This is a genomic window from Corynebacterium sp. HMSC078H07 (assembly GCF_001812805.1).
Taxonomy (GTDB): domain Bacteria; phylum Actinomycetota; class Actinomycetes; order Mycobacteriales; family Mycobacteriaceae; genus Corynebacterium.
The window spans coordinates 1-16,100 of the sequence record NZ_KV810455.1 but is presented as its reverse complement, the minus strand read 5'-3'; the positions used below and the strand labels follow the sequence as shown (position 1 = coordinate 16,100).

11 protein-coding genes and 1 tRNA gene are annotated in these 16,100 nt (G+C 52.3%); 7 read left to right on the top strand and 5 right to left on the bottom strand.

The features are described 5' to 3' along the window. Positions 1-125 precede the first annotated feature (125 nt). The 4 genes from HMPREF2875_RS03080 to wecC all read right to left on the bottom strand — a co-directional run bounded on the left by HMPREF2875_RS03080 (position 126) and on the right by wecC (position 5,489). Positions 126-2,255 (bottom strand): glycosyltransferase family 2 protein, encoded by a 2,130-nt coding sequence (locus HMPREF2875_RS03080; protein ID WP_070670140.1) that lies wholly within the window; start codon positions 2,253-2,255, stop codon positions 126-128. Beyond that, positions 2,252-2,671, bottom strand: a complete 420-nt coding sequence (locus HMPREF2875_RS03075) for a hypothetical protein (RefSeq protein WP_070670138.1) — start codon at positions 2,669-2,671, stop codon at positions 2,252-2,254. Before HMPREF2875_RS03075 ends, HMPREF2875_RS03080 begins: the two co-directional genes overlap by 4 nt. Positions 2,672-2,850: 179 nt before the next feature. Further along, positions 2,851-4,164, bottom strand: coding sequence for a glycosyltransferase family 4 protein (locus HMPREF2875_RS03070; protein WP_070670136.1), 1,314 nt, complete (start codon positions 4,162-4,164; stop codon positions 2,851-2,853). A 59-nt stretch (positions 4,165-4,223) separates the two neighbouring features. After that, positions 4,224-5,489, bottom strand: a complete 1,266-nt coding sequence (wecC, locus tag HMPREF2875_RS03065; protein ID WP_070670134.1) for a UDP-N-acetyl-D-mannosamine dehydrogenase — start codon at positions 5,487-5,489, stop codon at positions 4,224-4,226. A 167-nt stretch (positions 5,490-5,656) separates the two neighbouring features. Here wecC and HMPREF2875_RS03060 point away from each other — a divergent pair, with 167 nt between their 5' ends. Beyond that, positions 5,657-6,544, top strand: coding sequence for a hypothetical protein (locus HMPREF2875_RS03060; RefSeq protein WP_070670132.1), 888 nt, complete (start codon positions 5,657-5,659; stop codon positions 6,542-6,544). An 8-nt stretch (positions 6,545-6,552) separates the two neighbouring features. On the opposite strand, the gene HMPREF2875_RS03055 is transcribed toward HMPREF2875_RS03060, so the two are convergent. Further along, positions 6,553-7,953, bottom strand: coding sequence for a glycosyltransferase (locus HMPREF2875_RS03055; protein ID WP_070670130.1), 1,401 nt, complete (start codon positions 7,951-7,953; stop codon positions 6,553-6,555). Positions 7,954-8,150: 197 nt separating this feature from the next. Between HMPREF2875_RS03055 and HMPREF2875_RS03050 the strand changes: the two genes are divergently transcribed. The 6 genes from HMPREF2875_RS03050 (at position 8,151) to HMPREF2875_RS03030 (ending at position 15,553) form a co-directional block, all read left to right on the top strand. Continuing rightward, positions 8,151-8,226, top strand: a tRNA-Asn gene (locus HMPREF2875_RS03050). Positions 8,227-8,426: 200 nt separating this feature from the next. Beyond that, positions 8,427-8,654, top strand: a complete 228-nt coding sequence (locus tag HMPREF2875_RS13430) for a helix-turn-helix domain-containing protein (RefSeq protein WP_371327550.1) — start codon at positions 8,427-8,429, stop codon at positions 8,652-8,654. Positions 8,655-8,836: 182 nt separating this feature from the next. Next, positions 8,837-9,889, top strand: coding sequence for a hypothetical protein (locus tag HMPREF2875_RS03045; protein ID WP_070670128.1), 1,053 nt, complete (start codon positions 8,837-8,839; stop codon positions 9,887-9,889). Then, positions 9,856-11,886 carry a hypothetical protein gene (locus HMPREF2875_RS03040; protein WP_141754555.1) on the top strand — a complete coding sequence of 677 codons (2,031 nt, stop codon included), beginning with the start codon at positions 9,856-9,858 and terminating at the stop codon, positions 11,884-11,886. The genes HMPREF2875_RS03045 and HMPREF2875_RS03040 overlap by 34 nt, the downstream gene beginning before the upstream one ends. Positions 11,887-13,392: 1,506 nt before the next feature. Then, a complete protein-coding gene (locus tag HMPREF2875_RS14120; protein WP_210388146.1) occupies positions 13,393-13,554 on the top strand; it encodes a helix-turn-helix transcriptional regulator in 162 nt (53 codons plus the stop codon). A gap of 124 nt (positions 13,555-13,678) precedes the next feature. Continuing rightward, entirely contained in the window at positions 13,679-15,553 is a 1,875-nt protein-coding gene (locus tag HMPREF2875_RS03030; protein ID WP_070670122.1) for a VapE domain-containing protein, read from the top strand. Positions 15,554-16,100: the final 547 nt, after the last annotated feature.

Here is a 16,100-nt window from a genome sequence, read left to right as displayed (position 1 = left end):
ACTCCTCTCTGCGAAGTCTTGGAGCTTCGCCATGTATGCCGTGCCAAATGCATCAGCCCTTCCAGATCAGTTGTTGAAGAATCAGCGTCAATACTCGCGGTCTGCAATGTGTAGGCCGAGAATTGCTAACGGGCATTGTACCTAGCCTGCCTGAAAAGTTCGTCGAGAACACTGCGAGCTTGTTCTATGTCACCTGCCGCCGATGAGAATGTAAGCGGAAGCTTCGAGAGTGGCGATTCGTCCACCGTGACACCCCACACTGCTACACCGCTACCGACGTAGTCAGCGTATTTTGAAGGCAAAAAGGGATTAACCGTGAAGGTCGAGCTACTCGTATCAGTATCATTCACTACCAGTGCGTCGAAGTGCGTGGCTACGTTGAGAAACGTGAGGTACGGCATATACCCGTTGATACGGAGCCGGCTGAACACTGGATGGTTCCATAATTCGCGGGTAAGTTGCTCGGGCTTCGAGGTAAAGATGTGAAGAAGAAACTCATCAGCATGAGGATGGTGTTCTAGTGCGGTAAGGACATCACCGATTCCTCGATTTGCGTAAAAGTTTCCGAAGTAGCCGATATTGATGCGTTTTGAGTCAAGCTCGTAGTCCGCTTCCACTAGGTGGTACATCTCTTCCGTGGGTACCGCATGATGGCGAATCGTCGATTTAGAGCGGACAAAGCTCTGTAGGTCCTCTGGATAACGCTCTAACATCACCCGCTGCTGATTCTCGTTGGTGAAAATGACCTCATCAGCGTACAGCAGTGTGACAAGCTCAGTGAGCTCGAAGTGCGTTGAATACGATATTTCGCGCCAATCAGAACGCTCAACCATTTTCTTCATCTGGTAGGTGGTCGCTCCCCGCGTGAGCTCACCTGAGCGGGGCGTACCGTCGACGCCGACACTCAATGGGTCTGAGAATTCTGCTTCCCACCGCGTTCCAGGATGTTTGCCTTTGAAAAGGGCGGCAGCAACGTGGGAACCGGGCCAAAGGGCGCGCGAGTACATTGAGTCATAACCATCTTGGCTCTTTGCCCGTTTAGCGGCCTTTCGTGCGGCTTGGCGCGCGTAGGAGCAGATTGCGCCCCAATGCGCGAAAGACGGCACAACATCGATCTCTTCGGCGTGTACGAGGAACGGATCAACAATTAGCCGCGTCGACTCGTCACGTCCCCGGACGCGCTCCATATCGGCGTAGTAAACGTCCACCAGCTCTGCATCATTTCTGATGACTTTCGCCGTCACATTGGCTGAGGTATCCGCGTACGGGGGGAAGCAATAAGAGAAAACCAGCCGGTTCGCTTTTTCCCGGCGTAGACCTTCCCAGTCCAAACCGGGAACGCCGATAGCCACTGCGGTATCGATAGCGCGCTGGGTATCGTAAGGGTTCGCCTCGAGGTAACTTTTGACGAATCCAAACTGTGCTTCTTCGAGCTTGTGGAGAGCACGGTGCTTCGGGTCAGCTTCATTGATTGTGCGGAGCTGCGCAATGCATTCAAGACGCTGGGTGACGTTAAAGTCGAAGCTTTCGCGCTGGCGCGACACCGAGTCCGCGCGAAGTGTGCGCACATAGGCAGAGCCCTCCCCTGCCTTCGGTGTGCGTAAGAGCAGTCCTGGAATCTCAAGTAAGTGCGCAAAATACGCCACATCTTCGCCTGAACGAAGCAACTCGTCGTAACGGTACTTCTGAGCCATCTTCGTAGGGATGATTTTGCTGGCATTGAAGCCCATAACCCACGGAGCGGAAGCAATCGGAGCAGTGGTACCACGCAATGTCGTAATTCGGGCGTTGAGCGAATTATCCCGGAAAGAGCGACCGACAATGGTGTCGACGATGGGCAAGAGCGTGACCACCCCGTCATCGGCCTCTTTGAGGCCTGATTCGAGGTAGCGTGGTTGAAGAACATCATCATCATCGAGGAACGTGATGAAACGTCGGCGTGCGGATGCTATGCCAAGGTTACGAGCACGACCGGCCCCCGGGGTAAGACTGCGCAGTATTCGTATGTTCAATCCGGGAAACTGGCTAGTGAGCGCTTGGTCAAATTCGTGAGAAGTGCTTGCTTGCGTTGAAGAAACTCCGTCGCCGTTGAGCACAACGAGGACTTCGACGAGATCCTTCCTAATACTCTGCTTTGCAAGCGAAGCAAGAGCAGAATAGAGGTTCATCTCTACAAGATTCGTTCCGTCTGTGCCCACAGCACCAGAGACGAAGGACGGGATGACAACTGAAATACCAGGATCATAGAAACTCATCGAATTCTCTCCAGAACCTTATACATCAGGATTACTACTGAACTCGGCAAGTACTTTTTAAAAGGCTTAGCCAGAGGCGTGACTCGCGAAATGAGCAAGCTTCGCAATGTCACGGCGGTTGCGGCAGGAGTGACCGGCTCTTGAGGAGCCGTGGACGGAGTCGCAGCAACCGTAAGCCCGTCAAGCCAATCCTCACTAGAGCGGTCCCCATTCTTCGCCTGCTCAATACGCACTTGAACCCAGCCATCACTGAGGTTGACCCCGGCAACGGACATGTGCTCGCCGGTGTAATCTGCGACGAGCTGGCGAAGATTCGACGAATCCGTTCGTGGAGACCAATACTCGATGCGGCGGCCCGTATCCACATAGCTCCGAAGGATATCCATAGCCACATCCGGTTGAATGTCTAACAGCACTACTGGAAGAGGATCGACATCTGAAAGTTGCTTCCTAGTGAAACAGAAAGTTACAGAGCCTGAAGCTGGGGGCAGAACGTGGGGAATTTCAGAGGATTCCAACAGCACAGCGTAGTCGGAGTCCACGGGAGGAAAACTCTTAAGAGAGGAAATACGCACTGGTGCTCCTTCTTCCCACGCTATGCCTTAGCCTGCTGTCTGGTCACGGTGGTGACGATTCCCAGAAAGGCTTCGGGTACTACCTCATCACGCTGGGTGGCGACCCACTCGCGCCCAGACGAGGAAACGGTGAGCTTCGAGCGATCGTCGATAAGCGTTGTCCATGCCTCCGCAAGCGCCTCGGGATTCTCTGGTGGCACCACGATTCCTGCACCGAGATCCTCAACGATTCGGGCCGCTTCCCCCTGCACCACTGCAGTGGTGTGGACACCTAAAGACATCAACTCATAGGTCTTGGACGGCACCGTGCGGTTGAGTGGCTCCCAATCGGTCAGGTGGACTAGAGCCGTATCCGCCCATTCGTAGATAGTCTGCAGCTCGTCAGCGGGCACTCGATGCTCGATAGTCGCGCTAATGCCGAGAGCTTCCATCGTCGCTTTTGTAGCATGCCACGTGGCACCGTCGCCGACGATGCGCAGATTGATAGTGTAACCGCGGTCTTGTGCGATCTTCACGGCCTTCACCGCATTATCGATTTTCTGCGCACGACCCACAGTTCCGGCGTACAGGACATTAAGCTCTGAAGAGAAACGCTGCGACTTATCACTAGCGATGAATTCGGTCTTGGGGGGAAATACATTGCGCACCGTCCGGATGTGACGCTTGCCTTCCGCTCCCCTATCCGCATCGTCTTTCTCCATATGCTCAGCAAGATCCTGCGAAGTCGTCATGATGCCATCCGCGCGGTGGAGTGCGCGGTTCATAGCACGCTCAGTCAACGCTGTCAGCAGTTGGAACGGGCCCTTGGTAAGAACGATCTCCCGCACAGAGCGCTTACCGGTACCGGAATTCCAATCACCCTTTTCTTTCAGCAATTCCGGCCAGGCATCACGCAAATCAATGATGTAGGGCGCTCGGAGCGTGGAAGCAACAATATGGGTAACCATAGCAGTGGGAAGCGCTGGGACGGTACCGATGACGAGGTCAGGTTTGAATTCCCGGAAATGCCGGCGTTTGGTCACCAGCATTAAGAGCATTGATACAGCAACAGAGGCTTGGTTAAGGATGCGGTGTGTAAGCGAAGGTCCCGCGGGGAAAAAGCCCGAACGCAAAATCTTCTCCCCTGAATTTCCTTCTTCAAGGTCATTAGCGCCCAGGACGTTTCTGCGGGAGAACCACTGTTTCAAACCGAGGCGGCGTTGATAGTGCGGCGGTGGCGCGATGACGAGGACTTCATGCCCGGCCTGCACCAGAATCTTGGATAACCACGACCAGCGGCGCTGAGGTACTCCATTCTCGGGAGCCCAATATTGAGAGAGAACGAGAATTCTCACGCTGCGTGCTGCCTCCTGGCTTTCAGGGTGATTGTGGGTGGCTAACCTGGCCGCTAAAGCTAGCGCCAAATGCCCTTGGTGTCGATAACTGTCTTGCCGTCGAGCAGAGATTGATCAAGGCCGACGAACTGCCGGTGGTTGACCAAGAGAAGGACGACGTCGGCAGCCGCAATGGCCTCCTCCGTGTCCTGCTTTGTCAGGTTCGAAAGGTTACTCAGAACCGGTGGCAATACCTCCACGTTGGGCTCGACAACGCGGATGTCTAGCTGCGGGTTATCCACGCCGAGGCGTTTGACGATCTCGAGGGACGGCGATTCACGCAGGTCATCGATATCATTCTTGAAGGCGATACCGAGGGCAGCAACAACAGGATTCTCCTTGCCTTCAAGTGCCTTGAGAACCTGGTCAATGACCCACTGCGGCTTTCCATCATTGACGTTACGCGCCGTTTGGATGAGCTTTGCCTCTTCGGGTGCAGCGGAAACGATGAACCAGGGGTCAACGGCGATGCAGTGTCCGCCCACACCCGGCCCAGGCTGCAAGATATTGACGCGAGGGTGGTGGTTGGCAAGCTCAATGAGCTCCCAGACATCAATTCCGAGGCGGTCACAAATAAGGGATAGCTCGTTGGCAAAGGCGATGTTGACATCGCGGAAGGAGTTTTCCGTCAGCTTTGCCATCTCAGCGGTTGTGGCATTAGTGACAAGCAGGTCTGCGGTGCAGAAGGTGGCATAGAGGTCTCGGGCGAGCTGAGCGCCCCTCGGAGTCAGGCCGCCAATGACACGGTCATTGCTTTCCATCTCCTCCATGATCTTGCCCGGAAGAACACGCTCTGGGCAGTGGGCGACAAAGATGGCATTCTCATCCTCGTCATTGAGAGACAGGTCAGGACGCAGCTCAATGAGGTGATTGGCCATATCCTCCGTGGTTCCAGGAGGTGAGGTGGACTCAAGCACTACAAGTGCGCCGGGTTTCAGGTAAGGAGCAAGCGCTTCAGATGCCGCACGAATGTACTTGGTGTCCACGCTGTGATCCTCACGAAATGGAGTGGGAACGCAGACAATGTAGGCATCGGCATCGATCTGGTCTGTCTGGGCCGATAAGGTTCCTTCCTCGACGACTCGGGCGAGCAGCTCCCCAAATCCTGGCTCAAAGAAAGGCACCGTGCCGGAATTGATGCTGTCCACCGCATCTTGATTCACGTCGATACCGACTACTGAGATCCCCTTGGAAGCTATAAAAGCGGCGGTGGGAAGGCCGATGTAACCAAGGCCAACGACGCTGACCCTGCCAAAGGCACGGGAATCGGTGTTGTTCGGAACCATGTCCGCCTTTCTATTAAGTCGCTGCCAATTACGGTAGCACGGTGACAGTTACCGGCTTGCGGTCGAATGGTCCCATGTCGGTGTTTTTCTCAACCCATATTTCATTCCTTCATCCTCTAGGTGAGCATTTCCCAGGTGTGCTGCGTGTGCGACTACAGTAGGCGGCTATGGCACTGAGGAGAAACTACGCGCGCTACGGCGCTTCAACGACTTTTTTCGATTCTGTAGAGGATTTTCTCAACTCATCCGTGCCTGTTAGCTCTTCCGAAGAGACTGAGGCCATTTCGATTCGATACGGCGCTGCATTCATGGATTTGCTCGTTGAGGATCGCGGCGCCGATGTCACTATCGTGCTGTTTCACGCGGCCATCGACCCGACGAAGACCACTCTCCCAGTCTTCATAGGGAGGCAGATGGTCGAAGGCATTGATGCGAACGTGGTGTACATCTCCGATCCATCGCTCGACCGAGGCGCAAGCATTGGATGGTTCACAGGTGACGAGTCACGCCCATTTCAGGAAGACCTCACTGCGTGCCTGACTCATATTTTCGCTAGCTTTCACCCTGATGTGCCGGTCGAGGAGATGGGCCAGAAGACAATCTTTTTCGGGGCATCAGCCGGTGGATTTGCCGCGCTGTACTTTTCGCGCCGCTTCCCCGGTTCATTGGCCGTGGTGTCTAACCCCCAAACCCATATTGGGCGCTACCTTGAGCCGCAGGTGAAGGCGTATCGCAAGAAGTGTTGGAGCAGCCGGAAGCTTTCCGAGACCACCATGACCTTCGACTTGGTTACTGAATACGGCAAGGGTTTCGATAATTACGTGGCTTACCTTCAGAACGAGGATGATGAGCTGCATTACACCCAGCATTACCTTCCATGGTCCCAGGCAGTGGCTGAGCACCCACAGCAGTGGAGGCTTCTCCTCGGGGATTGGGGCGAAGGCCATGCCCCTGCCCCACAAATGCTTCTCACCGGAATTCTCGGCTACGCAGCATCACTAGCTGGCGATTGGGAGCAACTCTTCGAGGACGAGATGTTTGCCAGCTCCGATTAGGGCCGCCCCTAGTTGCGCAGCTTCTTATTTAGCTTGTCCAAGCGCGCGATGACTTTGTTGGCACGGTCCTCCCCGAGAACGCTGCGCACGTTAGCCACGATGCTGGTCCGGTTCTGATAAACGCTGTCGATAGCTTGGTCAACAAGCCCACGCACGCCTTGGCTTCGCGCCGAATTCCAGCTCTCCTGACTGACGAAGCGCACGTTCCCGCCACGCTGCTGTATGACGATCTTTGCGACCCGAACCCCCTCGGCCCGCTCGCTTTGCGCCAGAATTCGGAAGCCTCGAAGGATGTAGCCGTGCTCCAAATGAAGGCTCACCAAGGTCCGAAAGGTTCCGCTCTCCGTGGGAACGTAGGCGAAATGCCCGATGCTTGGGTTATTGGAGGCAGCAAACCCCTCGACTGACTTGTAGGAGGGAACGCGTCGCCCACGGGAATCTTCGATCCACAGGCTCACAAGGAGCTCATTATCGAGCTCATCATCCGACTCGCCGTGGATGACGAAGCTGACATCCCCGCTGGCAGGCTGAAGAAGGTAGTGCTGGCCGCTGCCAACGGTGTCATCAATATTTAGCGATGTGCTCGTGCTCTGCATCTGCTTGGCAACCGAGGGAAAGGCCGACTCAAGGGCAGCTACATCTGTAAACGGAGGGAAAGCCGCCATGTTCTCCATGAGGCGTGCCATGACCACACCTGGCTCATGGCGCATGGCGTTGTCCTGGCCCGCGTGGATCGCGCGCAAGTATCCCACCTGGGAAGCGTCCAGAATCACGGGCGCATAGCGGTCTGATTTATCGTGTGGCCCGCTTTGGGGTTCCACAACGGACCCGTCTTCTTTCACCGAGCAGATAGACATTAAGCCCATCGAGTTCATCGGTGTGTGGGCCTCGCGCAGGTGAAAGAATTGGCCATCCACATAGACTGCTTCAATACCGAGAGGCAAACTAACGAGCATACCTTCAAACTCCGGCTTGATATAGGGCGCGGTGGTCTGGAAAAAATGAGCGGACAAGACATCATCGTCGTCTAGGCGGTAGCGACCGAACGTGCCCTTAAACCCAGTTGCTCGGACGTAGCGACGCACCGCTGTCCACCCGCTATCACCATCAGGAAGCTCATCGAGGTGCAAGACATCGAACTCGTCCGCTGCCTCCTGCAATTGTGCTTTGAACTTCTGAGGCAAAGACTCAGAGAAGGAGACAACGTGCTTCACATCGAAGCCTTCGGTGGCTTTCGCAAGTGTTGGCACGGTGTGGTTGAGAAAAATGTCCGTGCGTAGCGACAGGCGCGCATCGTCGTAGAGGTAGTCGCGGTATTCATCTTCCGAGAACCCGGACTCCTCGTTGCTCGCACGCCACGACGCCGAATCGGGGACGAAGAGACTAAAGCGAGTGTGTCCAACGAACATGAAGAAACCTCTACCTCTTCCCTGCGAGTGATATCTGACGGACAGTGTAGCTTTGCTTGGAGGTGGGCCTGTAAGGCGCCACACTGGACCGCTTGAAAAAGCGGGTTGTTCTGGCGATTTGTAATCATCACTGCAGACCTTATATAGTTACATCTCGTTGCAGCGAGCAAGCCTTTGTTCAAGCAACCCACACATATTCCTCCATAGCTCAGTTGGCAGAGCATTCGACTGTTAATCGAAGGGTCACTGGTTCGAGCCCAGTTGGAGGAGCCAAGAAAATTGACGTGATTGTGCAGGTCAGAGGCCTGCACTCACAACTATAGCACTCGGTTGGATAACGTCCGTGGCCACCAGGAGGCCTCAGGATTTTTGAGAGGTATCCAGTCGGGTGCTCTCTTGTCGTTTTCTGTCAGATGTGACTATACTGACAGGAGTGCTTAGATTTTAGCTCTGCCAGAAATGGATGGCTAAAAATGAAAAATTCTATAGAGATGCCGGTCTTAAGCGCTGATGACTTATTGCGCTGCTACACCGTTGAGCAAGTCTGCGAGAGATTGAATGTCTCAGCTCGCACGGTTGCGCGCATGCTTGATGAAGGCGTGTTAGAAACCGAAGCGGGCAGGAAACGCGGTCGCGGGAGATCGCCTCGCATTACGGCTTTGAGTCTGTATCGCCACATTTACGGTGAGCAAGTAGCTTGAGTAAGTAGAGAGAGTGGGTATCACGTGAGGTGATACCCACTCTCTCTATTTTTTGAGTTGTTTGTGCAGGTCAAAGTGGTTATTTGCGGACAAAGAAGCAAGCGCCGATTGATACCCTATTGTTAACAGGTTAAACTTATAGTAGTTTGTGCGTATACGTATAAAAGAATGTGTTACGTATAATGAAAAAGTTTAATAAGACTCTCGCTATAGCTTTGGCTGTAGGAGTTTCTCTCGGGGGATTTCAAGTACCAGTAGCTGGGGCGGTTGCTGGATATAAGGGTGGATTTTTCATTCCTGACTTCACTTCCGCACTAGAACAGCACCCGAACCTCTACGAACTCCCTCAAAACGAGATGAACGCGATCCTGGCTCAATACCCCAAAGCTAACGAGGAAAACCTTCCGGTATGGGGGTATACAGGAGGTTACTACGCTGATATTCGTATACCCGAGGGAACTGCTGATGGGTTTTCTGGACGTTCTTCCTCAGGTCTTACTGCGCTTGAGGCAAACAATGGGTACGGATCCCTTCAAGACCTGCTGTTGCTAAAAAACAGGTTCTTCAATAATGACCGTGATTTGAGCACCGATTCAAAAAAGGTGCTGTACGTTGCGTACTCAATTGTTCAAGACATCGTGAAAAATAACGGTTTGAGCAAAGAAGTTAAAAACAAGCTCGCAGCTGCGGGATATTCTGGCGACTTCGGTAAAAACAGAATCTCTAATGATGATCCCTCCGATTACATGGTCTTCCATGAAACACCTGTTCAAAAGTCCGACCTGCTGCTTGGCAAGGACGGAAAGTACAGGGAAAGCGTCACTCCAGTCACACCAGCAGACGCAGTGGCCGAGTCCGCAGCCTATGTTGCTGGAATGGCGATAGCTGCTGACACGAATTATGCGGAAGCGACATCATCAAATGGCCTTACCCCCGCCACGATTGATGACATTCAAGAAGCTTTTCTCCTCCAAGACGGTGGTGTGATTTATCTGACCGGAAGCTCAGACCTGGGTATTGCCATCATTAATCTTGCACGCGCTGTGACAGAAAAGGATCTCGCTAACGCAGACCTCAAGTTCCGTTTTGAAGCCTCGGTTGGGGACACTAACGAACTTAGTGAGTCCAACGAAGGTGCCTACTACCCTCTATTCTTCGACATCACCAACCCCATAAACCCGCGCCTGTCGAAGACCTTAAGGTGCCCGTTGACGATCTCCACGTTACTGACGTGACGAAGGACAAGGATGGGAACTACAAGGTCACCCGCAACGATGGCACCGAGTGGATTATCAACCTCAAGGACATTCGCGACAAGATCGCCGAGCTTGAAAAGAATAAGGCAGATAAGACTGAGGTAGCCAAGCTCAAGAAGGAGCTCGATGCTCTGACTAAGCAGGTTGATACAGAGTTTAAGCAGGTCAAGGGTGATATCACGACGTTGAAGACTGATATCAAGAAGCTGACTACTCGCGTAACCAACCTGGAAAAGCGCGTTGGTGATTTAGAAAAGAAGCAGATCACCAAGGTTGTTGGCGATAAGGGTAAGTACACGCTTGTTCGTGAAGACGGCTCTGTTGTCGAGGGTGTTATTGATACTTCCAGCAATGTTGTGAGCATTAAAGACAATGGTGATGGCTCTGTCACTATCACTCGCGTGGATGGCAGTAAAGAGACTGTCACTCTCACTCACACAAAGATTGTTGAGGACAAGAAGAAGAACACCGTTACCATCACAACTCCTGGTGGCAAGCCTGTTGTGATTAATACTTTCGATACCTTCATTTCGGATGTCAAGAAGCAGGCCAATGGCGACTACCTCGTCACCCGCAATGACGGTAAGAGTTGGACGATTTCTACCTCTGAGCTGCAAAAACAGATTGATGATCTAGGCTCCAAGCTTGATCAGACCAACAAGGATCTCGCTGATCTTAAAGAGACTGCAGCGTCCAAGGAAGAAGTTGCCAAGCTCAAAGAAGAGCTTGATAAGCACACTGAGCAGTTAGCTGACCATGAGCAACGACTCAAGGAGTTAGAGGCTAACGGCGCTACCAAGGATGATATTGCAGCTCTAGAGAAGGAGATCGCAGATAACAAGGCTGCAATTGACGGTATCACTGAGCAGATCACCACGATTATTACTCGTGTTGAGACTCTAGAAAAGGGTGTTGCTGACAATGCCGCTGGCATTGAAGGTCTCAAGAAGGATCTCGGAGATGTTGCAAGCCAAGTAGACAAGAACACTGGCGATATTGCTACCAACGGCAAAGACATCGCTGACCTGCGTGACAAGGTAGTCACTAACACCCAAGAGATCATGGATCTCAAGGAAAAGGCTGCGACTAAGGAGCAGCTGCTTGAGGTTATTAAGCAGGTTGAGAACCATGAGAAGCGCATTACTGATTTAGAGAATCAGGGTGCAAGCAAGGAAGAGCTCGCCAAGACGCAAGCAGAGCTTGATGAGCTGAAAAACAAGCTTGTAGAGCTTGAGAATAAGGCTGCTACCAAGGCTGATGTCGACAAGCTTGAGCGTGAGATTGCAGACCACGCTGACAAGATTGCAGCGTTGGAGACAGAAACAGCTGAGCTGAATTCCAAGCTGGTGGAGCTTACTCGCGTGGTTGAAGAGCGCTTTGAGAAGGTCACTGAGCGTATTGAGTCACTGGAGACCCGCGCAGATGAGACTGATAAGGCCCTTGTTGGCCTTGGTAACCGTGTAAGTGCGCTGGAAGTGTCCATTCAGAACATCAAGGTCGATATCACCAAGCTAGGTGACCGAGTAAGTGCGCTGGAAACCAAGGTTGAAGATTTAACCAAGCGGGTTGAGGGTCTAGAAGCTTCTGATAAGCGCCAGAACGACGTTCATGACGCCTGGGCTAAGTGCTATTCCGGCGCTTCAGTTGAGGGTATCGCAGCGCTTCTAGCTGCGCCGTTGTTGATGTTAGCGTCTGGGGCCGGCAACGGTAGCCAGATGAACACGGATATTCAAAAGCAGCTGGGTATCTTCAACCCGGAGATGGCAAAGTGGATGGCTGAGAATCAGTCTGTACTTCAAGCCCTTGGCGCTGTAGCTGGTCTTGCAGCGACAATTGGTTTGCTCAGCTACGCAGCTAATCAGTGCTCTGATTACAACAATACGAAGGAAGTCCAGAAGACTCCGATTGGTCAGCTGTCCTCGAAGGTAGCCATGCTGGGTAATAAACCAGCCGATAAGCCAGCTGAAGCTAAGTAACGCATTCCTACACCTGACGTAACACACTCTTTTAAGCCCCGTTGTACGATTAACGTACAGCGGGGCTTCTTCATGCGCTCATAACAGCGCGAAATACCGGCCTAGCGGCTTGTCTGAGCGCCTAACAGCTCCGCAAAAGGAATAACAGCCACGCGAAGCTTCACGCCCTTAAATCGCAGCCTGTAAAAGAAACCTATCCCCTCTTCCTCGCGCTAACGCGCTCGTCAAGGGGAAGAAATGCATGTGTCCCGGTCGCTCACGCTCCCGGGAAGATCATCATTATCGGATTTCACATGACAAAGGCGAAATAGCCTGAAAGTCACCAACACGAATTTCTTGCCCGTAACACGAAAAAGACCGTGACACCACTACGAGGTTCACGGTCTCGAACTTGAAGCTTGAGGCTCTGTAACACGAATTCGTCTGTCACAAGCAGTCTAACTCAAGCGCTTACAAGGCACTCTAATGCCCGAATTCGAGAAAGTCAAGGCCTTTTAGTCCCTTTTCACGCCTTTTCGACTTTCCTTGTTCAGTGCACTTCTTCACAATGCCTCCGGCAGCGCAAAATACTAGCCCAGCAAGGCGCTAGAGCGCCTAACAGCTCCGCGAAAGGTAAATGTAGCCATGCAAAGCTTCAAGCCCTTAAATCGCTACCTAGCAGCTATCACGCTTCTTTTGCCTGCTTGCCCGCCCACTCGCTCGCTCGTGGGGGATTTGCGAGATGTCGGGCGCGCTCACGCACGCCCGAAAATGATCATCAACGTCCTGACACATGCCAAAAAGGTGAAAATCATTGTCAATACGGCCTGAAAAAATCAAGCCTCCGGCGAATCAAAATTTCAAGTCTACGTCTCTGACCTGCGGTTATATACCTGCTATTTTTAAGGGCTACAATCTAGAATACCGAAGTTTTTACTATCTGACCTGCGGTTTTATCTAAACAGTATTCCTAGTAGACCTATTTTAGACCCCTTGAGGGGAGATATATATAAAAAAGAGAGAGGGCGCTCCGGGTGAAGCGCGAAAAACGGGGGTAGCAAAAGCGAAAAAGGGCTTTATAGCTTGAACCGGGTTTCCAGGAGGGGCCTCTAGAATACATGCCGATTGTTAACCCCCTGTGACCTGTGGGTTTAGAATGTAGTCCTATGTAACCCTTCCGAGCGGGTGCACTGAAAACAGCCGTTATCACTGGCGCGACAGCCCCCAAACGGGTAAAAATTACCCCCGTTACATCCATGCCATGCAGGCCTCTTTTTTCATCTCCGTGTGGAAGAAGACATTTTTTGGGGGATGCGCTGAAAGCGCAGACCCCACATATCCCCGGGCGCGCGTAAGCGTGCCCGGCATGCTTTCCCCGCGCGTGAGCGCGGGTATGACAGGTCAACTACTAGTGCGTACCTATCGTTCCCCAACCATGCTATACAACGCCCAAGTTTCGCGCTAGAATGTTATTAGGCCAACATTAGTTGCCTTTTATAGTTGTAATTAATACGAAAGTAGTCAAACGTGGAAAAGCTATCAGACGTTGCTGTTTTCCAGGAAGAAGCCGCTGAGATCCTAGGCGTATCCGTGCGCACTATGGAGGCATGGCGTCAGTGTAATGAGGGCCCTACCTACATCCATATAGGGCGTCGTGTTCGCTATCGCATTAGCGATTTAGAGGCTTAGGTGGCCGAAAAGACGGTTGTACCTCAGGGAGTCTTTGCATCTGCGAAATCGGTGATGCCTTAGGCCTAGACCACTTCTACTTTCACTTACCCTCGGCCATACGGGCCGAGAGAAGGAGACTGTTATGTCTAATAATGAAAAAGACCTCACTGCGGGTAACAGTGAGGCCCAAGAAAGTTCATTTTTCTACGGTGATGCTATTGATTATAGCATTGATATAGATGAAGCTGCAATAGCAATTGAAGAATGCGAGAGTAATTTACCTCCGGGACTCGTGGAGTATTTTGGCCGTACCACCGACGTAGGCGGTTACGATATAACTGATGAGGTTATTGCCGAGCGGATTCGTATCTTTCTTGAGCTTTCACGCGGTACGAAAGGTGCCGCCAAGAACAAGGTTCGCCTGACATACACGAACTTCATGAAGGTCTTCAGCGAGGATCCGGTCTTAAAGCACCTTGGTATCTCTGAAATGGGTTGCATTTGTTCGTGGGAGTTGGGGTTCGAGCGTCCATGGACAGCCGGTGCCCCAACTGCCGAGGATCCATCTGGGGATACTGACGCTACTGACGATGACGACGATGATATGTTCGTCACGATTTCTGGTAAGAAGCGAAAGAAGACAGAAGCCGAGAAGGCTTTAGGCAATCTCTATGTCACTGAGCGTGACAAAGCCTATATCTACGATATTCTCGCCAAGTACTTCAACAATAAGCTGCATAGAGACCTGTTTAAGTCTCACATGAGTCAGTGGTGTCAGATGAACTACTTCCACCCGTTGCGTGATTACGTCTTGAGTCTCGATGAGTGGGATGGCACACATCGCATTGAGCGCGCTATCCCGACGGTGGATGACACCCCGTATTCGCGTGCTTCTCTGCGCTACTTCTTCCTGTCCTCGATCCAACGGATTTTTAATCCAGGTTGTCAGGTGGACTCGATGATCGTGTTGGTCGGTGCTCAGGGATTGCGCAAAACCTCCTTCTGTCACTCCATTTTGCCGCTTGGTATTCAAGAGATTGGCGAGATTCCTGCTGGTGAGCGGCATAAAGACACTCTGCGCCGCTGTCATGAGGCCGGTATCGTGGTACTTGATGAGATCGATAAGTTCCACACGAAGGTGGAGGTTAGTGAACTCAAGACCTTCATTACTGCGTTGATCGATATCTGGCGTGCATCTTATGCGGAATCAGATACGCGTCTTGCCCGCTCCTTTACCCTCATCGGCACCACCAACGTGGAAAACTTCCTGCAGGATGTGACAGGTAACAGACGTTATTTGCCGCTGGTAGTCAAGGGCGTTATTCCCGATGAGTGTCTTACCCGCGAGTTTATGGATCAGGCTCTGGCTGAAGCGTTGTACTACTACCGCCAAGGCGAGCGTCCACGCTACGACAAGGAATTCCAGGAGATGGCAGCTGAAGCCCAAGCGAAACACCTCGATGACCCGTATGGTGACGAAACTCGTAGTGTGATCGATAGCTATTTCATGGATACGTGGGCAGCTTTTGAGAAGGTCGGGTACACCACTTTTAAGTCGCTTCCGGCACGTGTCAGCACGGCAGCTGTGTGCCAAAGGAGCGGGCAGCTGGGGCGAGTAGATTTATTGCGAGACAAGAAGGCGAATCGCGCTATCATGTACGCTCTTGATAATTGCGTCTACTACCAGCGTATGACAGGGGCTAAGACCTATAGGGTCGATGGCAAACCAGTCAGGATTGCGTGGGAGATAACCCCGCGACCATTTGATCCAGTGGAGTATCTCACACACTCGAAGTTTGAACCATCCGCAGGGATGCGGGGTATCAGTATGTTTGGCATCCCTGGGCAACCAGACTATGCGTATGTTGTCTATGACGTTCCGGAGCGTGTGGTTCCGCATGGTGGGCCGTTAATTAGCGTCCATCCTATGACAGATAAGATCCGACACTTCCTCATTCAGCACGGTGATGCAACAGCCCTTGAGCAGGAGTTGCTGGGTGCCACTGCCGCCGCATAGACCCCTTTGAATCACTCTAACGTCGTTATCTTCTAATACACTCTAACCATTTTTCCAGGGTGGGACTGCCAGTGCAGTTCCACCCTTTTTTACACCCTTCTCACCCTTGATGAGTGTGTAGTTTGTGCACCCCTGACAGGTGCTCTTTTAAGGCCTCAATGACAGCTTCTAGGCCCTTGTCTCCCACCGCCAGCAACCTCGACGTTGCCGCCCTTCATCGCGATCGCGAGCCTTAATACCGTCAAAGTGACGAAATGTGATGGTTACATCATCCTATAACTATACTGTCATTCATGATATAAAAAGCGTCCACTCCACTAGCTGCCGAGTGCTGCTTATATCATCCGATAACCATGTGCTAGCACATGATATAAGAATCATCCACTTCGCTAGCCAACCCCTGCTGTTTATATCATCCTATAACTATGTGTTAGCGCATGATATAAGAATCATCTCCGCCGCTGCTGCTTATATCATGATGTAACTGTGCCTTATATCATTCCGTAACCATGACGGGCCTGACCCCCGGAAAGTAGACACGTCGGGG